Consider the following 26,084-nt stretch of genomic DNA (forward strand, 5'->3'; position numbering starts at 1 on the left):
CCAGTACGTTTAGAACCAGCGCTCGACTGATTTCCGGCGTGATTCCATGATAATGCCGGAATGACAAACACCGCCTACCCCCATCTGCTCGCGCCGCTCGACCTCGGCTTCACGGCGCTGAAGAACCGCGTGATCATGGGCTCGATGCACACCGGCCTCGAAGACCGGTTTTATAACTACGGCAAGCTGGCCGCCTTTTATCGCGAGCGCGCCGCCGGCGGGGTGGGGTTGATCGTCACCGGCGGCATTTCCCCGAACCGGCAAGGCTGGCTGCTGCCGCTGGGCGGCACCCTGAACATGATCGGCGACGTGCCCAACCACCGCCGCGTCACGCGCGCCGTGCACGAAGAGGGCGGCAAGATCCTGCTGCAGATCCTGCACGCGGGCCGCTACGGCTATCAACCCTTTGTCGTCTCCGCGTCGCCGCTGAAATCGCCGATCTCTCCGTTCAAGCCGAAGGAACTGAGCGAATCCGGCATCGAGTCGACCATCCGCGCCTACGTGCGCTGCGCCAAGCTGGCGAAACTGGCCGGCTACGATGGCGTCGAGGTGATGGGCAGCGAGGGTTATTTGCTGAACCAGTTTTTATGCGCGCGCGTCAACAAGCGGACGGATCGCTGGGGCGGGCCGATCGAGAATCGGATGCGCCTGGCGGTGGAGGTCGTGCGCCGCATCCGCGCCGCCGTGGGTACGGAATTCATCCTGATGTACCGCCATTCGGTGCTCGACCTGGTCGAAGGCGGCAACACCTGGGACGAAGTGGTGGCCGTGGCGCGCGCGCTGGAGGCGGCCGGCGTCACCATCCTGAATACCGGCTATGGCTGGCATGAGGCGCGCGTGCCGACCATCGTCACTTCGGTGCCGCGCGCGGCGTTTACCAGCGTGGCCGGGCGCCTGCGCCGCGAAGTGAGCATCCCGGTGGTCGCCTCGAACCGCATCAACATGCCGCACGAGGCCGAACAGGTGCTGGCGCGCGGCGACGCCGACATGGTCTCCATGGCGCGGCCCTTCCTGGCCGACGCCGCCTTTGTCGCCAAAGCGGCGAGTGGGCGCACCGATGAGATCAATACCTGCATTGGCTGTAACCAGGCCTGCCTCGACCATACCTTCTCGAATAAACGTGCCAGCTGCCTGGTCAACCCGCGCGCCTGCCACGAGACGGAGCTGGTCTACACGAAGACGAATACACCGCGCCGGATCGCTGTGGTCGGCGCCGGACCGGCCGGGCTGTCGGCAGCGACCGTGGCTGCCGAGCGCGGCCATGTGGTGACGCTGTTCGAAGCGGCCGGGCAGGTCGGCGGCCAGTTCAATGTCGCCATGCAGGTCCCGGGGAAGGAAGAGTTCAGGGAGACGGTGCGCTATTTCGCGCGCAAGCTGGCGTCCAGCGGCGTGGACGTGCAACTGAACCGCCGCGTGACGCGCGCCGAACTGCTGGCCGCCGGCTTCGACCACGTCATCGTCGCCACCGGCGTGCGCATGCGCCTGCCGGCGATTCCCGGTATCGACCACCCGAAGGTGCTGTCCTATTTGCAGGTCTTGCGCGACAAGGCGCCTGTCGGAAAACGCGTGGCGATCATCGGCGCCGGCGGCATCGGTTTCGATACCGGCGAATTTTTACTGCACGACCCGGCGCACCCGCTGCCGCAGCCGATCTCGGCGTGGACCGGGGAGTGGGGCGTCGACCTGGCGGCGACGGTGGAAGGGGGACTGGTTAAACCCGTGGCGCCGCATCCTTACCGCCAGCTGTACCTGTTGCAGCGTAAAAGCACGCGTCCGGGCGCAGGGCTCGGTAAAACCTCTGGCTGGGTGCACCGGGCGGCGCTGCTGCGCGGCGGCGTGCAGATGCTGGCCGGGGTGCAGTACGAACGCATCGACGATGCCGGCTTGCACATCACGGTCGGCGGCGAGGCGCGCGTGCTGGAGGTGGACAATGTCGTCATCTGCGCGGGGCAGGAGAGCCTGGATGAATTGACGGGGGGAGAGGCGGCGCCGCGGACGGCGTTCCACAAGATCGGCGGGGCGGTGCTGGCGGCGGAGCTGGATGCGAAGCGGGCGATTCGGGAGGGAGCGGAGTTGGCGGCACGCCTCTGATCATATGCCGTACCGCGTGGAGTCGGGAGCGGTTCGCCGCCCGCTCCACCCTACGAACCGAGGTATACGTAGGGTGGACTCCTGAGTCCACGCGTTACAACGTTTAAATAATCGAAACCTACTTCTTGCGCACGACCACGCAACCGATCGAGTACCCGGCCCCGAACGAGCAAATCACGCCGTTCGCACCAGCCGGCAAATCGTCCTGGTACTTGTGGAACGCAATGATCGATCCCGCCGACGAGGTATTCGCGTAGGTGTCGAGGATCACCGGCGCCTCGTTCGGCTCGGCGTCGCGGCCGAGCAGGGTGCGCGCGATCAGCAGGTTCATGTTCAGGTTGGCCTGGTGCAGCCAGTAGCGCGACACTTGCGGGATCTGCAGGCCGGCATTCTCCACCGTGGCGCGGATCATCTCGGCCGCCATCGGGCACACTTCCTTGAACACCTTGCGGCCCTGCTGGCGGAACAGTTTATCGGCCTTGCCGGCGCCGGCTTCGTCGAAACGGTTCATGAAGCCGAAGTTGTTGCGGATGTTGTTCGAAAACTTGGTTTTCAGTTTCGAATCGAGGATCTCGAACTGGTGTTCGCTCACCGCCGTGTCGGCCGCTTCGATGACGATCGCGGTGCAGGCGTCGCCAAAAATGAAATGGCTGTCGCGGTCGCGGAAGTTCAGGTGGCCGCTGGTGATTTCCGGATTCAAGACCAGCACGGCACGTGCCTGGCCGGTCTGCACCGCGGCCATCGCGGTCTGGATGCCGAAGGTGGCCGACGAGCAGGCCACGTTCATGTCGAATCCAAACCCCTCAATGCCGAGCGCTTCCTGCACTTCGACCGCCATCGCCGGGTAGGCGCGCTGCATGTTGGAGGCGGCGACCAGCACCATGTCGATGTCGGCGGCGACGCGGCCGGCGCGCTCGAGCGCCTCGCGCGCGGCGGCGACGCACATTTCCGCCTGCAGCGACAGTTCGTCGTCGCCGCGTTCGGCGATGCGCGAGGTCATCCGGCTCGGGTCGAGGATGCCTTCCTTTTCCATCACGTAGCGCGACTTGATGCCGGACGCCTTTTCGATAAAGCCGCTGCTCGACGGTTCCAGCGCGGTGACCTCGCCGGCGGCGATGGCGGCGGCATTTTCACGGTTGTGCAGCTCGACGTAGGCATTGAACGCCGTCACCAGCTCGTCGTTCGAGATGGAATACGGAGGCGTAAACAGGCCGGTGCCGCTGATGACGACAGGTTTCATGGTGGGGACTTTCAAAGGAGATAACGGGTGCTTCCCGTGTGAATGACGGCGATTCTACACAATCGGCCGGAGCCTGGGAATTGTCGGGTAGACCATCACTGTCCCTGCTTTTGCCGGGGACCTGGCGCATGGTGGCGCGCCAGTGTCGGCGCCGCTGTCCGCTGCGACAGCTGCATCGGCTCGCCCTTCAGGTGTTTTACGGCCTGCGCCAATTGAAAATCGGTGGCGCTTCCGTAGGCCAGCGGCTTGCGGTCGCGCGCGGCGTCGAGCAAGGCCATCTGCTCTTCGATATCGTCCGGGCGGGTCTTTTCTTCGAGACCGTCGCCCGACAGGTGGTGCTGCAGGTCGGCTTCGCGCAGGCGCAGCGCGTTCAGGCCATCGTTGTCGCGGTTTTCGTCGACCGCGTAATCGGGCACGATGCCGCGCGCCTGGATCGAGCGCCCGTTGGGCGTGAAATAGCGCGCCGTGGTGAGTTTGACGGCGGCGTCGTGCCCGATCGGGCGGATCGTCTGCACCGAACCCTTGCCGAAGGTCGGGGTGCCGACGATCGCCGCGCGCTTGTGGTCCTGCAGGGCACCGGCCACGATTTCCGAGGCCGAGGCCGAACCGGTATTCACCAGCACCACCAGCGGCAGGGTTTTATAGGTGGCGGGTACGCTCGCCAGCGGATCGCGCCCGCTCCTGAGCATGTAGTGTTCGGGGCGGCCATAAAAACGCTGGCGCGATTCGGCCAGCTGGCCATTGGTGGAAACGATTTCCGCACCGTCGGGCAGAAACGCCGCGGCGACGCCGATCGCGCCTTGCAGCAGCCCGCCCGGGTCGTTGCGCAGGTCGAGCACCAGGCCTTTCAGGTGCGGTTCCTTCTTCGCCAATTCGGCCAGTTTGATGGCCATGTCGTCGACGGTCGGTTCCTGGAACTGGGCGATGCGCAGCCAGCCATAACCCGGTTCGACAATGCTGGCCTTGACGCTTTTCTGCACGATTTCCTGGCGTTCGACGGTGAGTACCAGCGGCTGCGCCGTGTTCAGGCGCGCAATGGTCAGCGTGACGCGGGTGCCGGGCGTGCCGCGCATGCGCTTGACCGCTTCTTCCAGCCCGAGGCCACGGACGTCGGCGCCGTCGATACGGGTAATCAGGTCGCCGGCCTGGATGCCGGCGCGTTCGGCCGGCGAGTCTTCCATCGGCGAGACGATTTCGACATAGCCGTCGTCGCTCTCTCCGATCTCGATGCCGAGGCCGACGAACTTGCCTTCGGTCCCCTCGCGCAGCTCGCGAAAGGCGGCCGGGTCGAGGTAGGCCGAATGCGGATCGAGCGCATCGACCATGCCGGAGATGGCATCGGTCAGCAGTTTGCCGCCTTCGACCGGCTCGACGTAATCGGAGCGGATCACCTCCACCGCTTTGGCCAGTTGCTGCAGCTGGTCGAGCGGCATGCTCGGCTCGACCGGTTTGTAGGCGAGCGCGGAAAACTGCATGGTCACCGCCACGCCGGCGGTGACGCCGGCGACGATCAAAGCGCAATTCTTGAGAGTGGAGCCCATAGCTGTTGGTGGTGAGGCGGTGGTGAGGCAAAGGTGAACGCCAATGAGGAACGCATGAGATAGCGCGCCCCCAGTATAAACCCGAATCGCGCCCGGGCCGGGGTGCGCCCGCGCAAACGAGCGCCACTTGTAAAGCGGCTTGCACTTCCGGTAAGTAATTGTAAGAAGCGGGGCGCCAACCCGTTGGCAATCTTATAGTCAATCCAGTTTTTCTCTCACCACTCCTCAGTGGTTTCGCCCATGGCCCCTGTCGTGGGCATTTTTTTTGCCTGGAGTTCGTATGCGATTGACTGCCATCTTCGCCAACACCGTGCGCGTCGCTTCGCTGGCATTGCTGCTGCACGCCGGCAGCGCTTTGGCCGCGCCCGTGATGGAGCTGCGTGTCGAGGACTTGCTGCCGATGGCGCCGCACCTGCGCAACGCGCTCGCGCTGAACCCGAACCAGCTGCTGCTGTGGCAACAGAGCGAGGCGCGCACCCGCACCCTGTTGCGCGAGCGCCAGGCGCGCCGCGAGCGCTTGCAGAAGGGCGCGACCCAGCTGGCCGCGCGCGAGGATGCCGAATTGCGCGAGCTTGGCCTGGCCGCCGAGACCGAAGCGGCCGCCAGCGCACAGGAAGAGGCGCAGCTGCGCAGCCTGTGGCTGACGATGAACGACGCCCTCGACGACAACCAGCGCCGCACCGTGCTGCGCTTCCTGGCCGACCAGCTCGAACGCGTGCGTGACGGCGCGCCGCCGGCGCATGCAGAAGGCAAAGCGAGTAGTGGCGCAGGGCGCGAAGGCGGGCACGGCGCTCCGGGCGGCGGGCGCGGGCGTCCTGGCAACGGCGGCGCCGGTGCTGGGGCAAGTGCCGGCGGCGGCATCGGTTTCTAGCCTGATCGCGTATCCGGCGCCGTGCCGGCGCCACACCCGATTTGCCATAAGGCCCGTCAATACGGGCGCCGTACCCCCGCCCCAGTTGCCGCGGTGTCAGCATTTTTGCCACATCCCCTCTCGACGGATGGGTCCGGATCGGGCATTCTTGCGGGATGACCCATGCCGCGGTGGCAAGGTTGCGTCGTGTAAGGACAGTTGTTTGCCGCGGCCGAGGTCAACGTCACCATCCTGTTGGTGCACACGGGCTCGGCTGTTTTGCCCGGTGCGCGCCGACATCGGCAAAACATTATCGGCATACGAGGATTTCCCTTGAAACGTACCCTTCTGAGCACCCTGACCCTGTCCGTGCTGGCCACCTTCGCCCATGCGGGCGAACCTCCCAAGTCCAATGCCGCGCCGGCCGCCGCAGTCGCCGCCGCAAGCGCGACGTCGGCGCCGATCTCGGGCATCGACACCCAGTTCATCGACACCTCGGTGCGCCCGCAGGACGACTTCTTCACTTACCTGAACGGCAAGTGGCTGAAGTCGACCGAGATCCCGGCCGACAAGGCCAGCTGGGGCACGTTCATGCAGCTGCGCGACGACAGCCAGGCGCACCTGCGCGAAATCGTCGAAGCGGCGCAGCAGGACAAGAACAAAAAGGCCGGCACCGACGTCCAGAAGATCGGCGACCTGTACACCAGCTTCATGGATGAAGCGAAGCTCGAGACCCTGGGCGTGAAACCGCTGGCCGGCGAACTGCAGCGCATCCGCACCCTGAAGGACAAGAAGGGCGTGCCGCAGCTGGTGGCGCACCTGTCGAAGATCGGCGTCGCCACGCCCTACGGCATCCGCGTCGGCCAGGATGCGCGCGCTTCCACCAGGTACGCGACCTACATCGGCCAGGGCGGCCTCGGCATGCCGGACCGCGACTACTACCTGAAACTCGACGACAAGCGCATGCTCGACGCGCGTACCAAGTACGAAGCGCACGTGGCGCAAATCCTGACCCTCGCCGGCGAAAAGAATGCCGCCGCGCAGGCCAAGGCCATCGTCGACTTCGAGACCGAACTGGCCAAGGTACAGTGGACCAAGGTCGAGAACCGCGACCCCGTCAAACGCTACAACAAGATGAGCGTGCGCGAACTGGCGGCGCTGACCCCGGGCTACGACTGGAACGCGGCCCTGGGCGCCGCCGGCGTCGGCAACAAGCTCGATTACGTGATCGTGGCCCAGCCAAGCTATCTGACCGGTTTTAACGAGGTGCTGGCCAAGACCGAGCTGTCCACCCTGAAGTCCTACTTCGAATGGCAGCTGCTGCGCGAATACGCGCCTTACCTGTCGAAAGCCTTCGTCGACGCCAACTTCGCCTTCTACGGCACCGCGCTGACCGGCGTCACCGAAAACCGTCCGCGCTGGAAGATCGGCGTCTCGGTCGTCGAAGGCGCGCTGGGCGAAGCCGCCGGCCGCCAGTACGTGGCGAAATACTTCCCGGCCGAGCGCAAGGCGCGCATGCAGGAACTGGTCAACAACGTCACCGCCGCCTACGCGCAAAGCATCGACACCCTCGACTGGATGACGCCGGCGACCAAGAAGGAAGCGCAAGCCAAGCTGGCGAAGTTCGTGCCGAAAGTCGGCTATCCGAACACCTGGCGCGATTATTCGAAGCTGACGATCCGCAGCGACGACCTGGTCGGCAACGTCAAGCGCGCGGCCGAATTCGGCTACAACCGCAACATCACGAAACTGGGTAAACCGATCGACCGCGAAGAGTGGGGCATGACGCCGCAGACGGTGAATGCGTACTACAGCAGCTCGATGAACGAAATCGTGTTCCCGGCCGCGATCCTGCAGCCGCCGTTCTTCGATATGCGCGCCGACGATGCGGTCAACTATGGCGCCATCGGCGCCGTGATCGGCCACGAAATCGGCCACGGCTTCGACGACAAGGGCAGCCAGTCCGACGGCGAAGGCAACCTGCGCGACTGGTGGACCAAGGAAGACCGCGCCGCCTTCCAGGCACGCGCCGACATGCTGGTGAAACAGTACAACGGCTACAGCCCGATCCCGGGCTATAACGTCAACGGCGAACTGACGCTGGGCGAAAACATCGGCGACAACTCGGGTCTGGCGATTGCCTACAAGGCTTATAAAATCTCCCTGAAAGGCCAGCCGGCCCCGGTGATCGACGGCCTCACCGGCGACCAGCGCTTCTTCATGGGCTTCGGCCAGGTATGGCGTTCGAAAATGCGCGAGGCGCAGCAGATCGTGCAAGTGAAAACCGATCCGCACTCGCCAGGCCAGTTCCGCGCCAACGGCACCGTGATGAACCACCCGGCCTTCTATGAAGCGTTCGGCGTGAAGGAAGGCGACAAAATGTACCTGGCGCCGAAAGATCGCGTCACGATCTGGTAAAGTCGTCGATCGGCCGGATCTGCGCAGCCGTCATGCCGCTGTCGGCATGACATGCATATGTCCGGCCGAGGCGTGAAACAAGGGCCTGGCGCCACGAGCGCCGGGCCGCGCCGTTTTGGTCACCATCCATCAAACAACAAAGAGAGACCCATGAAACAATATCTGCTGAGCGCATTGACGCTGGCGCTGGTTGCCAGCGTCGCCAATGCCGAAACTGGCGCTGCCGGCGCTGCCGCCACCGCCAAGAGCGCCAAGGCGCCGGTCCTGTCTTCCGGTATCGCTACCGAATACATCGAACCGAGCGTGCGTCCGCAAGACGATTTCTTTGAATACCTGAACGGCAAGTGGCTGAAAACGACCGAGATCCCGGCCGACAAGGCGAGCTGGGGTTCGTTCATGCAGCTGCGCGACAATACCCTGCCGCGCCTGCGCGGCATCATCGAAAAGTCCGCCGCCAGCAACCCGGCCGCGGCCACCGACGCCCAGCGCATCGGCGACTTCTACGCCAGCTTCATGGACGAAGCACGCCTGGAACAGCTGGGCGCGACGCCGCTGAAGGGCGAGCTCGACAAGATCGCCGCAATCAAGGACAAGTCGGAACTGCCGGCCATGCTGGCGCGCCTCGGTAAAATCGGCGTCGGCGTGCCGTTCGACTTTGCCATCCACCAGGACAACAAGGATTCGACCAAGTACGTGGCCGACATCATGCAGGGTGGCCTGGGCATGCCCGACCGCGACTACTACCTGAAGGCGGACGACAAGAAGCTGGCCGAAACGCGCGCCAAGTACCAGCAGCACGCCGAAAAGATGCTGGCGCTGGCCGGCGACAGGAACGCCGCTGCGAATGCGAAGGCCATCGTCGACTTCGAGACCGAGATCGCCAAGGTGCAGTGGACCAAGGTCGAACTGCGCGATCCGGTCAAGGCCTACAACAAGGTCAACGTCGCCGACATGGGCAAGGTCGCCCCGGGCTACGACTGGAACAGCTGGTTCGATGCCGCCGGCCTGTCGGGCAAGGCGAGCTATGTGATCGTCAGCCAGCCAACCTACCTGAAAGCCTTCGTCGACGTCTCCAACAAGACCTCGCTCGATACCTGGAAAGCCTACCTGTCGCTGCACCTGATCGAATCCTACGCCAACTTCCTGTCGAAGAATTTCGTCGACGAGCGTTTCGATTTCTACGGCAAGACCCTGTCGGGCGTGACGCAGATGGAACCGCGCTGGAAGCGCGGCGTGGGCGCGGTCGAACGTGCGCAGGGCGAAGCGGTCGGTAAACTGTACGTGGCCGAGTACTTCCCGGCCGAGCACAAGGCGCGCATGGAAAAGCTGGTGCAGAACCTGCTGGCGGCCTATAAACAGAGCATCGACAAGCTCGACTGGATGAGCCCGGCGACCAAGAAGGAAGCGCAAGCCAAGCTGGCGAAGTTTACCCCGAAGATCGCCTACCCGAACAAGTGGAAGGATTATTCGGCCCTCGTCGTCAAGCGCGACGACCTGGTCGGCAACGTGATGCGTTCGCGCGTGGTCGAAGCCGACCGCGAACTGAATAAACTGGGTAAACCGATCGATCGCGAAGAGTGGGGCATGACGCCGCAGACGATCAACGCCTACTACAACCCGGAGATGAACGAAATCGTGTTCCCGGCCGCGATCCTGCAGCCGCCGTTCTTCGACGCGAATGCGGACGACGCCGTCAACTACGGCGGCATCGGCGCCGTGATCGGCCACGAGATCAGCCACGGCTTCGACGACCAGGGCGCCCAGTACGACGGCGACGGCAACCTGCGCGACTGGTGGAGCCCGTCGGACCACAAGAACTTCAAGGCCAAGGCGGCGATGCTGGTCAAGCAGTACAACGGCTACAGCCCGCTGCCTGGCTATAACGTCAACGGCGAACTGACCCTGGGCGAAAACATCGCCGACAACTCGGGTCTCGCCATCGCGGCGAAAGCCTATAAAATTTCGCTGAAGGGGAAAAAGGCGCCGGTGATCGATGGCCTGAGCGGCGAGCAGCGCCTGTACATGGGCTGGGCGCAAGTCTGGCGCGAAAAGATGCGCGAGCCGGCCCGCATCGCCCAGGTGAAAACCGACCCGCACTCGCCGGGCCAGTTCCGCGCCAACGGCACCCTGATGAACCAGCCGGGTTTTTATGAAACCTTCAAGGTCAAGCAGGGCGACAAGATGTACCTGGCACCGCAAGAGCGTGTGATCATCTGGTAAGCGCAGCCTTCCGGCTTTGCTGATCACAGCGGCCAAAACACCGCCCGGCTTTGCCTGGCGGTGTTTTTTTTCGTTCATGTTATGTTACGCGCTGCGGCAATAAAAAAGCCCCAACAGCCTGGCGGCGGTTGGGGCCTGGTGCTACACCGGTCGCTTAGCGCGGCACGATCGCAAATTGCGGGCTCTCGCTGTAGTTCGGCTTGACCGAACGGGACATGAACTTGGCCCATGCGGCCGCGCCATTCGGCAGGCGTGCATCCACCGAATACGCCAGGGCTGGCTGCATGTTCGACGGGTAGCCAATATTAGTCGAGGAATAACCGGTCATTTCGCCGACGCGCAAACCCAGGGCATTTGCCATTGCCTGACTATTGCAAGGCAGGTTCGGGTTCGTCGTGGGGTTGGCGGCTGCCAGCTGGGCCATCGTCGTATAGTTGGGGCTGTCCCACGAATCGCGAATGTTCATCGAATACATCGCACCGTCAACCCAGCACATGGGCTCGCTCATGCGCAGTACCGGCGCCTTGGCTTTCCAGGCCAGCAGGGCTTGGGCGCCGCTGAAACCCAGCTCGGCGGTGTGGCCAACGGCAGCAGTAAAGAAATCGTCCTGCCACGGGGCGATACCACGGCCACCGTAGACCACTGCACCTTCGCCGTCGAGTACGCCGAAGATGTTGGCGCCGGGGTTGTTCGTGTAGCGGGCGTTATACCATTCCATGTTGTTCGTCATGATGCGGGTAAAGTGCCCTTTCAACGTGTCGCTATCCGGCGTGATGTAGGTTGCTTCCGCCACCGTGCGCAGGCTCCAGGCCTCGGCACGTACCTGACCCCGCCACGACAGCAGGCCCTTGATATTGTCGCGGTAGCCCGGATTGGACTCGAATATGTCGTACATGGCCCAGAACTGCAGCTCTTCCAGGTAATAGTAGTCACCGGTGACCAGGTAAGGCAGGTAAGCGAAGCCTGGCTGGTGCGCACTGTCATGGGTCTTATACGTTGCGCAGCTGGCGCCGGGTGCGCAATTCGGGAACGATTCATGCTGTCTGGTAACCGGGTTATAGGTATCACCAGATCGTCCCAGGATGGTCATGTACGGATAGTCCATCAGACTTACCGGGCGGCCGGTATTCTTGTCGCGGTAGTGCGTCGACCAGGTGCCGGCCAGGTCGGCGGTGCCCAGCGTGACCTCTTTGGCCCGTGCATCCATCGACAGCAGGTAGCTGGCGGCCCAGCCAGGCAACAGGCCAATGTCCGGACGCCCGCCGGTGCTCGGCATGTAAGGATCGGCCATGCCAACACCCATCGGCTCGATGCCGGGGCCGGTCCAGCTCCGCTTGTAGCCTGCCAGGGTTGCTTCAGACGGCACCACGCTCTGGTCGTAGTTCGGCAGCGCGCGGCTGGCGATCAGATAAGCGGTATTGTGCTTCACGTGCACTTGCGAGCCGTCGCCGCCCCACCAGAAGACCTTGCGCCAGCGGCTGTGGTGGACGTGCTCCAGGGCTTGCTTGGAGAAGACCACCTGGCCCTGCACCGTGACCTGAGTATCGTAGGTGAAGTTCTGCGGGTTCGGCTCATAGGCCCAGGTATTTTCGAGGGTGACGTCGACGCGCGCCTTTTTGACGGCGTCGTACCAGCGGATTGCAAAGCGCGCAGTCAGGTGCGGGTGGGCGACACCCTTGTCGTCCCGCAGTGGTGCGTTCACCAGCCATTCGTTGGCGACGGCGCCGGAGAGCCAGGTCTGGGAGGCGTTGCCATTCTTGATCAAGTCGTCAGGCGAAACGCGATAGGTCACGCCGCCGATGGTGGCTTGCACGGATGCGCTGAAACCGTTCTGCAGCAGGGTTTTCGGTGACACGCCCGCAGTCTTTGGCGCGTTCGTTTTCATCAGCGACAGGGTGCGCGTTTCGTTCACGGCCAGGCTCGGGACAATACCCGACACGACGGCGTGGCGAATCGAGCCGTCCGCATGGGTGGCCTTGACGTCCATTTGCAGGTAAACCGTCTCGCCATTGTCGAAGCGGCCGACCAGCGTATTACCCGGCTGCATATCGCCGACGGCAAATACTTGGCCAAAGGTCACCGGCACATTCGTTTGCGCGACTTTCGCAGTATTCTGGAGGCGCACATCGGTGACGACGCCGAACACGTTGCTCGAAGCGGCAGGGATGGGGGCTGCGGAGGTTGCGATGGCGTCTGCAGCAGGGGTTGCAGAGAGGCTTGTCGCGATCGCTTTCGCTGCTGTCGCCAATTCGGCTGAAGCGTCAGCGGCAGACGTAGCAGGCGCTGCCGAAGCTGCTGGCACACCGGTTGGTGCAGCCGTTGCAGAGGTAGGGAGCGTAGCAGGAGCACTGGAGCCGCCGCCGCAGGCGACAAGCGTGGCACCGAATACCGCGGCTGCGGCAATTCGCGATGCAAAATTCTGGAGTGGGAGTGTCATGGCAGTTCTTCGTGAGTTGCAATCGGGTATAAATTATTGCCCGGTGGAATTCCCAAAGGTTACGCCAAAGCAAAACCCAGTAACAGCAAAATCAAAGCTGTTGTTCCATATCCGTTCAAAATACAACGAAAGGTTGTCGATTTTTTTACGAATATTATTCGTTTAGAAATCGATTCTTACATATTTATATAGCCAATTTAAAATTCTGTGCAAATAAATAAACCGCCCTGTAGGCGGTCTGTTTTAGGGGTGTTCAGCAAGCCTCATCGCGAGGATGCCACCATGAAATCGACGGCCGCCTTGACGTCGGCATCCGGGGCGCTCGAGCCACCTTTTGGCGGCATCACACCTGCCTTGCCCTGGAAACCTTTGAGCGCATGCTCATACAAGACGGCGTTACCCTGCTTGATACGTGGTGCCCAGGCAGCCTTGTCGGCAAGTTTTGGCGCGCCGGCAATGCCCGCGCCGTGGCAGGCGATGCAGGCGCTGTTGTAGAGCGCCTTGCCGACTTCGGCACTGGCAACCGCTGGTGCGGCGACTGGTGCGGCGGCCGGTGCAGGGGGTGGGGCAGCAGCCGGCATGGCAGCGGCTGGAGAAGCGCTTGCGGCATTCGCCGCCGCCGGGACAACCGACGCGGCAGCGGCTACAGGTGCCGCGGCAGGCGCCGGCACGGCCGGTTCCTTGAACTTGGCGCCGCTCTGGTTAGCCATATAAACAACAGCGCGTTCGACTTCCACATTCTCCAGGTCGGGATTGCCGCCCTTGGCCGGCATGGCGCGGATGCCCTCGATCGCATGTTTCACCAGCGTGTCGTAACCCTGGGCCAAGCGCGCATTCCAGTCGCCGGCAACGCCTACCTTTGGCGCTCCGGCGGCGCCACTGGTGTGGCAGGCGGCGCACACGGCGGCATACACGGCATTGCCGGCTTGCAGTACCTTGGGTGCATTGGCATCGCGCAGCGTAAAACCTTCTTCCGCCACCGGACGCAGACGTTGTGCAACCGCTTCCGGACCCAGGCTATTGGTGCCGGCGCCCGCGAGCTTGTCATTGGTGACGAAGGAGACAAGCAGAATGATGCCGATCACGATGACCAGGAAGAAGCCTGCGACCACGCCGATCAGTTGCTTGGGCGTCCGGATAAACGATTGTTCACTGTGTGCGTCGCTCATGATTTCCTTAATACGATTAAAAAAACCTGCTATCCGGCGTTTGTTCTTCCTGCGTGACGCTTTGCAAAGGCCGCAATCGGCGATTATAGACCCAAAAGATTCCTTATGGCACATCCAACATGAGCAAGTTCGCACCTTTTCCGTGGACGGCTGGCCGGAAAGACTGTATCCTTCGCTTCGCTCAGGAGTTTCTCCGTGCGGCTGTAGCTCAGTGGATAGAGTATTGGCCTCCGAAGCCAAGGGTCGCTGGTTCGATCCCAGCCAGCCGCACCATCAATCAGGCTCTTCTCAGGTTTTTAACTGAGGAATTTAGATGCCGTCCTTAAGAACAATGTCCTCATCAGAGGGGTTGTTACCAAGTCCAGTAATGAAGAGACGCGTAGAACGCGTCATCGGGCCACGATTCATTGTGTCCTGATTACCTCGTCCCGCAATCCACGATTTTTCTGTCATGCCGCAGGTCCGCAAAGGGCCAAGTTGCGCGCGACACAAGTAAGCCTTGCTTTTTATAAGCAAATACCTGATCACACATCTACCTTTTCTTGGCAGAAATTTTATCCAACCACAGGGTGTTTTTGGGCGTATGCCGAGCTGTAGCGAGGGGTTGCGGATCAGGCTTGGTGAGATGCCTTTACAACAACTGCAAGTAAGTCATTTTGATATTCCGTTACACATATGAAAGTGTTGTATCATTCTTACCATTAGTGCTTATCAATTGTTACCTTAAGGCAAGTAATGACTACTCAAGTTCCACTTTTCTCGTCGCAAATTGCCAATACTGGCGTTGATTTGATTGGTGCAATGGGACGTGTAGTCGAGCGAAACTGGTATGTTCTTGGTAGTGAAGTGACTGCGTTCGAAACTGAATTTGCGGCTTATCAGGGCGTGAAATCGTGCATTTCGCTTGCCAATGGGACGGACGCGCTTGAAATTGCCCTGCGTACGCTGGACATTGGTGCCGGCAAACGCGTTGCCCTGGTAGCCAACGCCGGATTTTATGGCAGCACCGCAGTGCATGCAGTCGGCGCCGAGCCTGTCTACGTCGACGTCGACGCCGCCACACTGACCATGGCGCCCGCCGCCCTGCAAGCGGCGCTGGCCGCTGGCGTCGATGCCGTCATCGTTACCCACCTGTATGGGCAGATGGCCGATATCGAGCAGATCGTCGCCCTGGCTGCGGCCGCCGGCGTCCCCTTGATCGAAGACTGTGCCCAGTCGCATGGCGCTATCCACGGTGGTGGCCGTGCCGGCAGTTTCAGTGATATCGCCTGCTACAGTTTTTATCCGACCAAAAACCTCGGTGCGATCGGGGATGGCGGCGCCATCACCACCAACAGCGCCGAACTCGACACCCGGGCGCGCCGCCTGCGCCAGTATGGCTGGAGCAGCAAATACCACGTCACCGAAGCGGGCGGACGCAACAGCCGCCTGGACGAGTTGCAGGCCGCCGTGCTGCGCGAAAAATTGCCAATGCTCGACGGCTGGAATGCCCAGCGCCGCGACATCGCCAAGCGTTACAACGCCGCCTTTTCGGACTTGCCCGTGCAGTTGCCGGCCTCGACCGGCGACGATTTCGTCGCCCACCTGTATGTGATTCGGGTCAAGGAGCGCGCCGCTTTTATCGCCGCCATGACCGCCGCCGGCATTGCAACCGATATTCATTACCCGGTGCCAGACCATCTTCAAACGGCCTATCCCGATGCAGCGGGCGCATCGCTGCCTGTGTCGGAAGCTGCCAGCGCCACAGTCGTGACGCTGCCATGTTTCCCTGGGCTCGACGCCGGCAGTGTCGAACGCGTCATTGCGGCCGTGCAGGGCTACTTCAGGGCCAGCAACTAAAAATGCTCAGTCTGATTGTCCCCGTCTACGGGAACGAAGGTTCGCTGCCGGAACTGCTCGCCGCGGTCACCAGGCTGAACGACAACCTGGGCGGCGAATTCGAAGCGGTGTTCGTGGTCGACGCCAGTCCCGACAACTGTTACATGTTGTTGCGCAAGCAATTGCCTCAACAAGCTTTTCGCTCGCAGCTGGTGCTTTTGTCGCGCAACTTCGGTTCCTTTGCGGCGATTCGCATGGGGTTGCAATTTGCCCAGGGACAGCGCTTTGCCGTGATGGCGGCGGACTTGCAAGAGCCGCCCGAGCTGGTGCTGCAGATGGACGCCATCCTGCAGTGCGACGAAGCCGATGTGGTCGTCGGCGTGCGCGAAGGGCGCAACGATCCGTTGTCTTCCCGCCTCATGTCCGGCGCCTTCTGGTGGCTATACCGCAAATATGTGATGGCTGACATTCCGCCAGGCGGTGTCGACATGTTTGGCTGCAACCGCGATTTCCGCGATACCTTGCTGACGCTCGAGGAACGGCATTCGTCGCTGATCGGACAACTGTTCTGGGTCGGCTACCGCCGCAAAATCGTCGGCTATACAAGGCTGGAGCGTCAGCACGGCAAATCCGGGTGGACCTTCAAGAAAAAGTGGAAGTACCTGATGGACAGCGTGTTCTCGTTCACGGACCTTCCCATCAAATTGCTGATTCGCATTGGCGCCATCGGCACCGCATTTGTCGCCGCGCTTGGTGTCGTCGTCATGGCGGCACGCCTCAACGGGCTGATCGACGTGCCCGGCTACGCCATGACCATCCTGACGATCGCCCTGCTTGGTTCAATGAACCTGCTCGGTCTCGGTATCGTCGGTGTATATGCCTGGCGCACCTACGAAAACACCAAACAACGGCCTAACGCCATTCATCGCCAATCTCACGTTTTCGAAGGAAACCATGTCTGCCAACATTGATTATTTCGTCCACGAACGCGCCTTATGCGAATCGTCCCATATCGGCAAAGGCACGCGCGTATGGGCCTTTGCCCATGTGTTGCCGGAAGCAAAAATTGGCGAAGACTGTAATGTTTGCGATAACGTTTTCATAGAAAACGATGTGCGCGTGGGCGACCGCGTGACCATTAAATGCGGGGTGCAGTTGTGGGACGGCGTCACCCTCGAAGACGACGTATTCGTCGGACCGAACGCCACGTTTACCAACGATATTTTCCCGCGCAGTAAAAAATTCCCGGAAAAATTCGCGCGCACGATCATTCGGCGCGGTGCCTCGATTGGCGCGAATGCGACCATTTTGCCGGGCATTACCATCGGGCAGGGCGCGATGATCGGCGCCGGCGCCGTCGTCACCCGCTCGGTTCCGCCGGACGCCATTGTGGTAGGCAATCCCGCAAAAATCGTCGGTTATGTCGATGCCAAGGCGGTAGTCGCCGCTGCCCGTGCTCCAGTGGGTGAAGCGCGCCCCGCGTCGAACGTCAAGGCCACCGATGTGCGGGGTGTCACCGTGCACACGATGAAGGAAGCGGCCGATATTCGCGGCAGCCTGTCGGTGGGTGAATTCGAGCGCGACATACCGTTCGTGCCAGCACGATATTTCCTGGTGTATGGCGTGCCGACCGTGGAAACGCGTGGCGAACATGCGCATCACGAATGCCATCAGTTCTTGATCGCCATTAAAGGTTCGGTGCATGTGGTCGCGTTCGACGGCAGCAAGCGCGAGGAATTCGTGCTCGATGCGGCGACCACCGGGCTGTACCTGCCGCCGATGACCTGGGGTATCCAGTACAAATACTCGAGCGATGCCGTATTGCTGGTGTTCGCATCGCACCATTATGATAATGCTGACTATATCCGCAGCTACGACGAATACGTCGCGCTGACGTCGCACCGGCATGCGTGAGGGCGGCAGCGCCCTGCGCTTTCTGCTTGCCGGGGGCCTGAATACCGCCGTTACTTATCTGATGTACCTGGGGCTGCTGCATGTGGCGGGCGTCCAGGTCAGTTACGCAATCGCCTTTGTCAGTGGCATCGCCATCAGTTACGTGCTCGGTCGCGTCTTCGTCTTCAAAGCACACCGGGGCTACCGCTCGGCGCTCATCCTGCCCCTGGTGTACCTGATCCAGTACTTGACGGGCGCCGCCGTGGTCTGGGCCTGGGTTGATGTATTGCACCAGCACCCGATGTTAGCGCCGGCCATTTCCATTGCGGTCACCCTCCCGCTGACGTATTTTCTGTCGAAATTTGCCTTTGTTGGAAAGATCCGATGAGTTCATTTGCTTCCTGGGTGCAACGCCACCGCTTCAGCTGGCGCGAATTTTCTGTCCTGGTAATGATCGGCGCCTTGGCCAATATTTATTTTTTGACCAATTATTCGCCCTCCATCGACGATGAATTGGCGGCTGTGCGTTCCAGCAGCGAAGTCTGGATTTCGCAGGGGCGCTTTACCATCTATCTGCTGGAAACCCTGCTGTTTCCCCAGGCGTCAATCCCGTTCAGTCCCTATTTGTTTTTGGTCGTCATGATGGCACTGACGCAGATGTTGCTTGTGCGTGCACACGGAATGATGCCAAGCTGGCGCACCAACGCGACGTTCTGCCTCTTCATCACGTATCCCACCTGGTGGCTGATAGAAGAATTTGCGGCAAATGTCCCGGCCACCGGCCTCGGATTTTTCCTGGTCGCTGCCGCGATGTTGCTGCAGGCGGAAAGGCAGGTGGCCACGTGGCGCCACTTTTCGCGTCCCGACGCTGTGCGGTTGCTGGCAATCGGGCTGCTGCTTGCGCTGAGCGCGGGTGCCTACCAGACCTTGTTAGTGTTATTCGCCTGCGGAACGATTGGCATGGTCCTGTGCCGTTCGATCCAAAGCACCGACTTGTTCTCATGGCGGCAGACGTTTTCACAGATTTTTTTCGGCGCTCTCTGCCTGCTGATCGGCGCTGTGCTGTACTTTGTGTTCAACAAGCTGGCCATGATTATTACGAACACGCCGCCTGATTACATCGGAAGTTTCGTCCGGCTGGAAAACCTGAAGGCGCCGTACTGGCTGGTTGGCTCGATCGCCATGTATGCATTGAAAGCCTATTCAGGCGCTGCCGGCTTGTTCGGTGCCGCCATGCCTGCCGCCGCGGTGGCGCTTATTTGTGCAGCTGTGGCAGTCACCCGCGCCCGTGCGCGGACAGGCGTGCCGCATCTGCTGCTCTTCGTTGTTCTGCTGGGAGCACCATTCCTGTTGCTCCTGGTGACAGGCCCGGGCTTGCCTTTGCGTGCGATGGTTGCTTTGCCTTATGTCATCTGGCTAAGCGCACTGCTGACGCTGACGTTCCAGCGTGGTGCCGCCTGGATTGTTGGCGTATTGGTGTTTGCCGTCTTTCAGCTACAAATTATCAATCTGACTTCGCAGTACATCGTGACCGCGACCTTGGCCCAACAACAGGACCGTGTCATGGGCTTTGAAATCGGGCGTCGCCTGCTGACCTTGCGTGGCGAAGACAGTGTCGACAAGCCAATCTGGCTCGACACCTATGGCTATGACGAGCAAGTGAATGCTTCCCTTTACGCCACGGCCGAAACCAGCACGACCCGCGGTTCGTTTTTTAAATGGGATTTCGGCAACCCGGTACGCATCTCGGCCTACCTCCGCTTGCTCGGCTTCGGCCCGGTCCGTGCGGTGTCACCTGCCGAACGCGGCGCGTTCACCAAGCAATTCGAGGAAATGCCAGTGTGGCCCCAGGAAGGGTCGTTACGCCGCAGCGGCGATTTCTATTTGCTCAAGCTTGGGAAAACACCGGGCGTCGCGCATGGCGGATCGTTGAAATAAGGCCCATATGGCGATAAAGGGGGACTTGCGATAGCCCCTTTTAATGCAAATACATGCCGGCGCCGAGGTAGACATAGCAGACCGCCAGTTGTCCATGTTCGCCTGTTCTGAATGTGTACCCCGCGCACAATTCATTTTCTTGCGGAACTTGTTAGGCGGAAAATGCTATATTGCACGCTGTACTGCGGAGTGCGTGGCCATTTCCTATGCGCCGCGACCGATGCCCCCTGGAATGAACCAGGTAGCGGCGCGGCCGACCGGCCATAGAGCACGAGAAAACAACAAATCATGCGGCTACAACTACAACATTGTTTATGCACTGTTGTTGATGTCGTACAAACCAGATGCCCAAGTTGAGGTGCATCTAGTTCCCATGCTATATTTAATAATTGCAAAATAGCAAAACTTTATTCGGAATCGGAAGCTGATAATGAAAGCAGATCAGGTCGTTGCAGTAGTTGGACTGGGTTACGTTGGTTTACCGCTGGCAGTGGAGTTTGGCAAGAAAGTACGCACGATCGGCTTCGACCTGTCCACGTCCAAAGTCGACAACTACAAAAAATTCATCGACCCGACCGGCGAAGTATCGACCGAGCAGCTGCAAGCGGCAAGCAAGCTGGAAGTGACGACCGACCCGGCGCTGCTGGCGCAGGCGGATTACGTCATTGTCGCCGTGCCGACCCCGGTCGACATCGCCCACAACCCGGATTTCACCCCCCCTGATCGGCGCCAGCACCACGGTTGGTAAAAACCTGAAAAAGGGCGCCATCGTCGTCTTCGAGTCGACCGTCTATCCAGGCGCCACCGAGGAAATCTGCATCCCGTTGCTGGAAAAGCATTCGGGCACGACATGGCTGCAAGACTTCCACGTCGGCTTCTCGCCGGAGCGCATCAATCCGGGCGACAAGGAGCACACGCTGACCACGATCCTGAAAGTGGTTTCGGGCGACGACGCCGAGACCCTGGAAAGCGTGGCGCAACTGTACGAATCCGTGATCACCGCCGGCGTGCACCGCGCGTCCAGCATCAAGGTGGCGGAAGCGGCCAAGGTGATCGAGAACACCCAGCGCGACCTGAACATCGCCCTGATGAACGAACTGGCGCTGATCTTCGACAAGATCGGCATCGATACCCTGGAAGTGCTGAAAGCGGCCGGCACCAAGTGGAACTTTTTACCATTCCGTCCGGGCCTGGTCGGCGGCCACTGCATCGGCGTCGATCCCTATTACCTGACGCACAAGGCCGAGATGGTCGGTTACCACCCGCAGGTGATTCTGGCCGGGCGCCGCATCAACGACGGCATGGCGAAGTTCGTCGCCGAAAAGACCGTGAAATCGATGATTTCGTCGGGTTTCCAGGTCAAGGGCGCCAAGGTCAACGTCATCGGCCTGACGTTTAAAGAAAACTGCCCGGACCTGCGCAATTCGAAAGTGGCCGACATCGTCCACGAACTGCAGAGCTATGGCGTGGACGTGCACGTGTACGACCCGATGGCCGATGCGGCCGAGGCCGACCACGAGTACGGCATCAAGCTGGAAACCTGGGACAGCCTGCCCAAGGCCGACGCCCTGATCGCCGCCGTGCCCCATAAGGAGGTGCTGGCGATGTCGCTGACCGACTTCCAATCCAAACTCAACGACGGCGGCTGCTTCATCGACGTCAAGTCGCAATTCGATGAAAAAGCCCTCCGCGAGGCTGGGTATTGCGTCTGGCGCCTGTAACAAAGCAAGCGGGACGAGCCGCCGCTTTTCATGCGGCGGCTTTGTTCGTCCTGACGCTGCTGTAGCGCGCGTACTGCATCGCATTATCGAGAAAGTGCATTGAACTGTGAATAAGATTCAAGACGTTAGGCAGCAATTGAGCCAGCAAAGCCATCACTGGCTGGTCACCGGCGCTGCCGGCTTCATCGGCTCGAACCTGGTCGAGGCCCTGCTCAAGCTGGGCCAGCGTGTGACCGGGCTCGACAACTTCGCTACCGGGCACCGCCATAACCTGGATCAGGTGAAAGAATCTGTCACGGACGAGGCCTGGATGAAATTTAATTTCATCGAAGGCGATATCCGCGTGCCTGCCGATTGCGCGCAAGCCTGCGCCAGTGTCGATTTTGTATTACACCAGGCCGCCCTGGGTTCAGTCTCTCGTTCGATCGACAACCCGATCACGACCAACGAGGTCAACGTCACCGGCTTCCTCAACATGCTGGTCGCCGCGCGCGATGCCAAGGTAAAACGCTTCGTCTACGCCGCGTCGAGCTCGACCTATGGCGACCATCCGGCTCTGCCGAAAGTCGAGGACGTGATCGGCAATCCGCTCTCGCCGTATGCCGTCACCAAATACGTTAACGAACTGTATGCGAACGTGTTCGGCCGTACCTATGGCATGGAATCGGTCGGCCTGCGTTATTTCAACGTGTTCGGCCCGCGCCAGGACCCGCACGGCGCGTATGCCGCCGTGATCCCGCAGTGGGTCGCCGCCTTGATCAAGGATCAGCCGCTGCGCATCAATGGCGACGGCGAAACCAGCCGCGATTTCTGCTACATCGACAACGTCGTGCAAGCCAACCTGCTGGCGGCGCTGGCCGCGCCCGAAGCGGCGAACCAGGTGTACAACGTCGCGCTCAACGAGCGTACCAGCCTGAACCAGCTGTACGCGATGATGCGCGACCTGCTGCGCGCGCGCTTCCCGCACGTGGACGCGCACCAGCCGCAGTACGGCGACTTCCGTCGCGGCGACGTGCGCCATTCGCAAGCGGACATCGGCAAGGCCGCCACGCTGCTGGGCTATGCGCCCACGCACCGGATCGGCGAAGGCTTGCGCGAGGCCATGGATTGGTATGTGCACGACCTGCTTGGGCAGGAGCCTGCCCTTCAAGCAAGCAAAGAATCAGGAGACTGACGTGTTCAGGATTTCTAATCACTACGTATCGAAGATCGTATCCATGCTGCTGGTCGTGGAAGTGCTGGTGCTGCTCGGCGCGGCCTACGCGGGTGCGGCCTTGCGCTTCATGGACATCGATGCGACGGTGAGCACGCCTCCGCTCGAACATTTCTTCACCTCGGCCGTCGCCTTTGCGACCGCGATCGTGTTCAGCATGAGCGCGATGGGCATGTACCAGCTCGATTTCGAAGAAGGCTTGCGCCACCCGTTCCTGATGAAGCTGATGCCTTCGTTCGTGATGGGCTTCCTGATCCTGACCCTGGTGTTCTATATTGCACCGGAGTTGTCGTTCGGACGCGGTATTCTGCTGCTGGTGTTCGCACTGTCGGCGCTCGGCATCTTTGTCGCGCGCATGATCTTCTTCAAAACCTCGGAAGCGCGCTTCCTGCAGTCGCGCATCATGTTCCTCGGCGGCGGCGCACTGGCCAAGGAATGCAGCGAACTGGCCGAACGCGCCAACCGCTACCACCGCTACGACATCGCCGGTTTCATCCCGGCCCCGGGCGAGGAACTCTGCGTCGGCCCGTCCGACCTGCTCAAAATGCGCGAAGGCGATTCGCTGGTCAAGCTGGCACGCCAGTACAACGTGTCGGAAATCGTGGTCTCGGTGCAGAACCGCCGCGGCGGCTTTCCGATCAAGGAACTGCTCGACTGCAAGCTGCAAGGGCTGAAAGTCACCGACGCCGCCACCTTCTTCGAGCGCGAAACCTGCCAGATCCGCGTCGATTCGATCCAGCCGAGCTGGCTCGTCTTCGGCGGCGGCTTCGACCAGAGCTTCGTGCGCATCTTCATGAAGCGCACCTTCGACCTGGTCTGCAGCACGACGATCCTGGTCCTGACCTTCCCGCTGATGCTGCTGGCGGCGCTGGCGGTCTGGCTGGAAGACCGCGGTCCGGTGTTCTATTCGCAGGAACGGGTCGGCGAAGACGGCAAGAGCTTCTTCGTGCACAAATTCCGCAGCATGCGCGCCGACGCCGAAAAGAGCGGCAAGCCGCAATGGGCGGCGCAGAACGATCCGCGCGTCACGCGCGTGGGCAACTTCATGCGCAAGACCCGGATCGACGAGCTGCCGCAAATCCTGAACGTGTTCAAGGGCGAGATGTCGTTCGTCGGCCCGCGTCCGGAGCGCCCGTATTTCGTCGAGCAGCTGATCGAAGTGGTCCCGTACTACAATGTCCGCCACAGCATCAAGCCAGGCATCACCGGCTGGGCGCAAGTGCGTTACGGCTATGGTTCCTCGGCCGAGGATGCGCTGCAAAAGCTGCAGTACGACCTGTATTATGTGAAGAACAACAGCCTGTTCCTCGACGTCCTGGTGCTCATCAATACCCTCAAGGTCGTGCTGTTCCGCAGCGGCCGTTGAGATTGCCACTTCGATTGCCACCTGGCGGCAACACCGCAATAACATTTTGCGCCGGGTCCGTGTACCCGGCAGGCGCACATGGATAGTGTTTCCCTGACCAGTATCGCCACCTACAGCTATGGTCTCGCGGCCATCGGCTTCCTGTTGCTGGGCGTACCCCTGCTGACGGGCTGGCGCGGGCGTGCGCACGGCCCGCTCTTGGTGGCGGCCTGCCTGACCTCCGCCTTCTGGGCCGGCTCGCTGGCCTGGGCCGCCACCGACCTCATGATGTGGACCGGCCTCTCGGACGGCTTCGAGGTGGCCAGGAATGCCGTCTGGTCGCTGTTCCTGGTGGTGCTGCTGGGCGACTGGCGCGATCCCGACAGCAAACTGCCGCTCGGGCTGCGGCCGGTGCTGTTCGGGGCAGCCGTCTGTTACGTGCTGGCGCTGGTGGCCGCCGGCTGCGGTTACTGGGACCTGGCCTTGCTGGAAAGCGTGCTGCCGGTGACGGCGCGCGTGATGCAGGCCGTGGGCGGCATGCTGCTGGTGGAGCAGGCCTACCGCAACAAGACCACGCAGGAACGCTGGGCGGTAAAATTCGCCTGCCTCGGCATCGGCGCCATGTTCGCCTACGATTTTTATTTGTACAGCCATGCGATGCTGTTCCGCGAGGTCGATCCCGACATCTGGGCCGCGCGCGGCATCATCAATGCGCTGACGGTGCCATTGCTGGCCCTGTCGATGCGGCGCGCCAAATCCTGGCGCTCGCCGCTGGCGGTGTCGCGCCGCGCGATGTTCCATTCGGCGGCCCTGTTCGGCTCGGCCATCTACCTGCTGGCGATGGGCTCGGCCGGCTACTACCTGCGCTATTTCGGCGGCAGCTGGGGCACCGTGATGCAGGTCACCTTCCTGTTCGGCGCCTTGCTGCTGCTGGCCGGGATCCTGTTCTCGGGCACCTTCCGCGCCTGGCTCAAGGTGTTTATTTCCAAGCATTTTTATAGTTACGGCTACGACTACCGCGAAGAGTGGATGCGGTTTACGCGCACCCTGTCGGAGGCGGGACCGCACCTGGGCGAGCGCACCGTGCAGGCGGTGGCGGCGCTGGTCGAAAGCCCGGGCGGGGCGCTGTGGCAACGGCGCGAGAGTGGCAACTTCGAGCCGGTGGCCGGCTGGGACGTGCCGCTGCCGGACGTCAGCGAGCCGGCCGATTCGGCCCTGTGCCGCTTCCTCGAATCGACCCAGTGGGTGATCGACCTTGGCGAGTATGCCGACGAGCCGGAAAAATACGAAGGCTTGATCATGCCCGCATGGCTGCTGGCCTGGCCGCGCGGCTGGCTGGTGGTGCCGCTGATGATGGGCAGTAAACTGTCGGGCTTCGTCGTGCTGCAGACCGCGCGCAGCCGCGTAAAACTGAACTGGGAAGTACTGGACTTGCTGGAGATCGCCGGCAGCCAGGCCGCCAGCTACCTGGCGCAGCAGGATGCGGCCAACGAACTGATGGTGGCGCGCCAGTTCGAATCGTTCAACCGCATGTCGACCTTTGTCGTGCACGACCTGAAAAACCTGGTCTCGCAGCTGTCGCTGATGAATGCGAACGCCGCCCGGCACAAGGACAATCCCGAATTCCAGGCCGACATGCTGGAAACGGTCTCGCTGTCGGTGCAAAAGATGCGGCTGATGCTGCAAAAGCTGTCGCGCATCGATGTCGAGGAAAAGCCGATGCCGCTCGCCGTCGACCAGGTCGTGCGCCAGGCGGTGGCGAACAAGGCGGCCTTCGAGCCGCGTCCGCGGCTGGAGGTGCGCGATAGCGGACTGCGCGTGCTGGCCGACCGCGAGCGCCTCGAGCGCGTCGTCGGCCACCTGATCCAGAACGCGATCGAAGCCACGCCCAAGGATGGCAGCGTGATCATCGCCGTCGATCAGGACGGCGACGCGGTGCGCATCGAGATCACCGATACCGGCGAAGGCATGAGCGAAGATTTTATACGCGAGCGTTTGTTCAAGCCTTTCGAATCGACCAAGTCGGCCGGCATGGGCATCGGCGTGTTCGAGAGCCGCGAATACATCAACGAGCTGGGCGGCCGCCTGGAAGTTTCCAGCAGGCCGGCGCTCGGCACCACCTTCAAAGTCATCCTGCCCCTGTACCGGCGCGATGCGCTGCTCGAACGGGCAGCCTGATAGTGGAATTAG

The 26,084-nt window shown here is 61.6% G+C and carries 17 protein-coding genes, 1 tRNA gene and 1 pseudogene; 15 read left to right on the top strand and 4 right to left on the bottom strand.

Annotated elements, in window-relative coordinates; genetic code table 11:
• Nucleotides 1–60 precede the first annotated feature (60 nt).
• Nucleotides 61–2,091: an NADPH-dependent 2,4-dienoyl-CoA reductase gene (locus IFT60_RS13480; RefSeq protein ID WP_192052487.1), complete on the top strand. Its 2,031-nt coding sequence runs from the start codon at nt 61–63 to the stop codon at nt 2,089–2,091.
• 118 nt (nt 2,092–2,209) lie between these two features.
• On the opposite strand, the gene IFT60_RS13485 is transcribed toward IFT60_RS13480, so the two are convergent.
• A complete protein-coding gene (locus IFT60_RS13485) occupies nt 2,210–3,331 on the bottom strand; it encodes a beta-ketoacyl-ACP synthase III (protein ID WP_192052488.1) in 1,122 nt (373 codons plus the stop codon).
• A gap of 95 nt (nt 3,332–3,426) precedes the next feature.
• Nucleotides 3,427–4,872 (bottom strand): S41 family peptidase, encoded by a 1,446-nt coding sequence (locus IFT60_RS13490; protein ID WP_192052489.1) that lies wholly within the window; start codon nt 4,870–4,872, stop codon nt 3,427–3,429.
• A 280-nt stretch (nt 4,873–5,152) separates the two neighbouring features.
• Between IFT60_RS13490 and IFT60_RS13495 the strand changes: the two genes are divergently transcribed.
• The 3 genes from IFT60_RS13495 to IFT60_RS13505 all read left to right on the top strand — a co-directional run bounded on the left by IFT60_RS13495 (nt 5,153) and on the right by IFT60_RS13505 (nt 10,360).
• Nucleotides 5,153–5,743: a hypothetical protein gene (locus IFT60_RS13495; RefSeq protein ID WP_192052490.1), complete on the top strand. Its 591-nt coding sequence runs from the start codon at nt 5,153–5,155 to the stop codon at nt 5,741–5,743.
• A gap of 312 nt (nt 5,744–6,055) precedes the next feature.
• Nucleotides 6,056–8,140, top strand: coding sequence for a M13 family metallopeptidase (locus IFT60_RS13500; protein ID WP_192052491.1), 2,085 nt, complete (start codon nt 6,056–6,058; stop codon nt 8,138–8,140).
• Nucleotides 8,141–8,290: 150 nt separating this feature from the next.
• Nucleotides 8,291–10,360 carry a M13 family metallopeptidase gene (locus tag IFT60_RS13505; RefSeq protein WP_192052492.1) on the top strand — a complete coding sequence of 690 codons (2,070 nt, stop codon included), beginning with the start codon at nt 8,291–8,293 and terminating at the stop codon, nt 10,358–10,360.
• 154 nt (nt 10,361–10,514) lie between these two features.
• On the opposite strand, the gene IFT60_RS13510 is transcribed toward IFT60_RS13505, so the two are convergent.
• Nucleotides 10,515–12,506 carry an RIFT barrel domain-containing protein gene (locus IFT60_RS13510; RefSeq protein ID WP_374001111.1) on the bottom strand — a complete coding sequence of 664 codons (1,992 nt, stop codon included), beginning with the start codon at nt 12,504–12,506 and terminating at the stop codon, nt 10,515–10,517.
• Between IFT60_RS13510 and IFT60_RS13515 the strand changes: the two genes are divergently transcribed.
• Entirely contained in the window at nt 12,490–12,963 is a 474-nt protein-coding gene (locus tag IFT60_RS13515; RefSeq protein WP_192052493.1) for a hypothetical protein, read from the top strand. The genes IFT60_RS13510 and IFT60_RS13515 overlap by 17 nt on opposite strands.
• Nucleotides 12,964–13,060: 97 nt before the next feature.
• Here the strand turns inward: IFT60_RS13515 and IFT60_RS13520 are convergent, their stop codons facing one another.
• Complete coding sequence (locus IFT60_RS13520; protein ID WP_192052494.1) at nt 13,061–13,966, bottom strand: c-type cytochrome; 906 nt, start codon at nt 13,964–13,966, stop codon at nt 13,061–13,063.
• A gap of 197 nt (nt 13,967–14,163) precedes the next feature.
• Here IFT60_RS13520 and IFT60_RS13525 point away from each other — a divergent pair.
• The 10 genes and pseudogenes from IFT60_RS13525 (at nt 14,164) to prsK (ending at nt 26,072) form a co-directional block, all read left to right on the top strand.
• Nucleotides 14,164–14,239 (top strand) — tRNA-Arg (locus IFT60_RS13525).
• 462 nt (nt 14,240–14,701) lie between these two features.
• On the top strand, nt 14,702–15,805 hold the full coding sequence (locus IFT60_RS13530; RefSeq protein ID WP_192052495.1) for a DegT/DnrJ/EryC1/StrS family aminotransferase: 1,104 nt from the start codon (nt 14,702–14,704) through the stop codon (nt 15,803–15,805).
• A gap of 2 nt (nt 15,806–15,807) precedes the next feature.
• Nucleotides 15,808–16,755 carry a glycosyltransferase family 2 protein gene (locus IFT60_RS13535; protein ID WP_192052496.1) on the top strand — a complete coding sequence of 316 codons (948 nt, stop codon included), beginning with the start codon at nt 15,808–15,810 and terminating at the stop codon, nt 16,753–16,755.
• Entirely contained in the window at nt 16,739–17,698 is a 960-nt protein-coding gene (locus IFT60_RS13540) for a WxcM-like domain-containing protein (RefSeq protein ID WP_192052497.1), read from the top strand. Before IFT60_RS13535 ends, IFT60_RS13540 begins: the two co-directional genes overlap by 17 nt.
• Nucleotides 17,691–18,065: a GtrA family protein gene (locus IFT60_RS13545; RefSeq protein WP_192052498.1), complete on the top strand. Its 375-nt coding sequence runs from the start codon at nt 17,691–17,693 to the stop codon at nt 18,063–18,065. Before IFT60_RS13540 ends, IFT60_RS13545 begins: the two co-directional genes overlap by 8 nt.
• Nucleotides 18,062–19,615 carry a glucosyltransferase domain-containing protein gene (locus IFT60_RS13550; RefSeq protein ID WP_192052499.1) on the top strand — a complete coding sequence of 518 codons (1,554 nt, stop codon included), beginning with the start codon at nt 18,062–18,064 and terminating at the stop codon, nt 19,613–19,615. Before IFT60_RS13545 ends, IFT60_RS13550 begins: the two co-directional genes overlap by 4 nt.
• A gap of 430 nt (nt 19,616–20,045) precedes the next feature.
• Nucleotides 20,046–21,336 (top strand): annotated as a pseudogene (locus tag IFT60_RS13555) (nucleotide sugar dehydrogenase).
• A 106-nt stretch (nt 21,337–21,442) separates the two neighbouring features.
• Nucleotides 21,443–22,510, top strand: coding sequence for an SDR family oxidoreductase (locus IFT60_RS13560; RefSeq protein ID WP_192052500.1), 1,068 nt, complete (start codon nt 21,443–21,445; stop codon nt 22,508–22,510).
• Nucleotide 22,511: 1 nt separating this feature from the next.
• The gene (locus IFT60_RS13565; protein WP_192052501.1) at nt 22,512–23,915 is read left to right on the top strand and encodes a TIGR03013 family XrtA/PEP-CTERM system glycosyltransferase; all 1,404 of its coding nucleotides are present in this window, start codon (nt 22,512–22,514) and stop codon (nt 23,913–23,915) included.
• A 78-nt stretch (nt 23,916–23,993) separates the two neighbouring features.
• Nucleotides 23,994–26,072 (top strand): XrtA/PEP-CTERM system histidine kinase PrsK, encoded by a 2,079-nt coding sequence (gene prsK / locus IFT60_RS13570; protein WP_192052502.1) that lies wholly within the window; start codon nt 23,994–23,996, stop codon nt 26,070–26,072.
• The last annotated feature ends 12 nt before the right edge of the window (nt 26,073–26,084 follow it).

This window comes from Massilia sp. CFBP 13721, assembly GCF_014842025.1.
GTDB lineage: Bacteria > Pseudomonadota > Gammaproteobacteria > Burkholderiales > Burkholderiaceae_D > Telluria.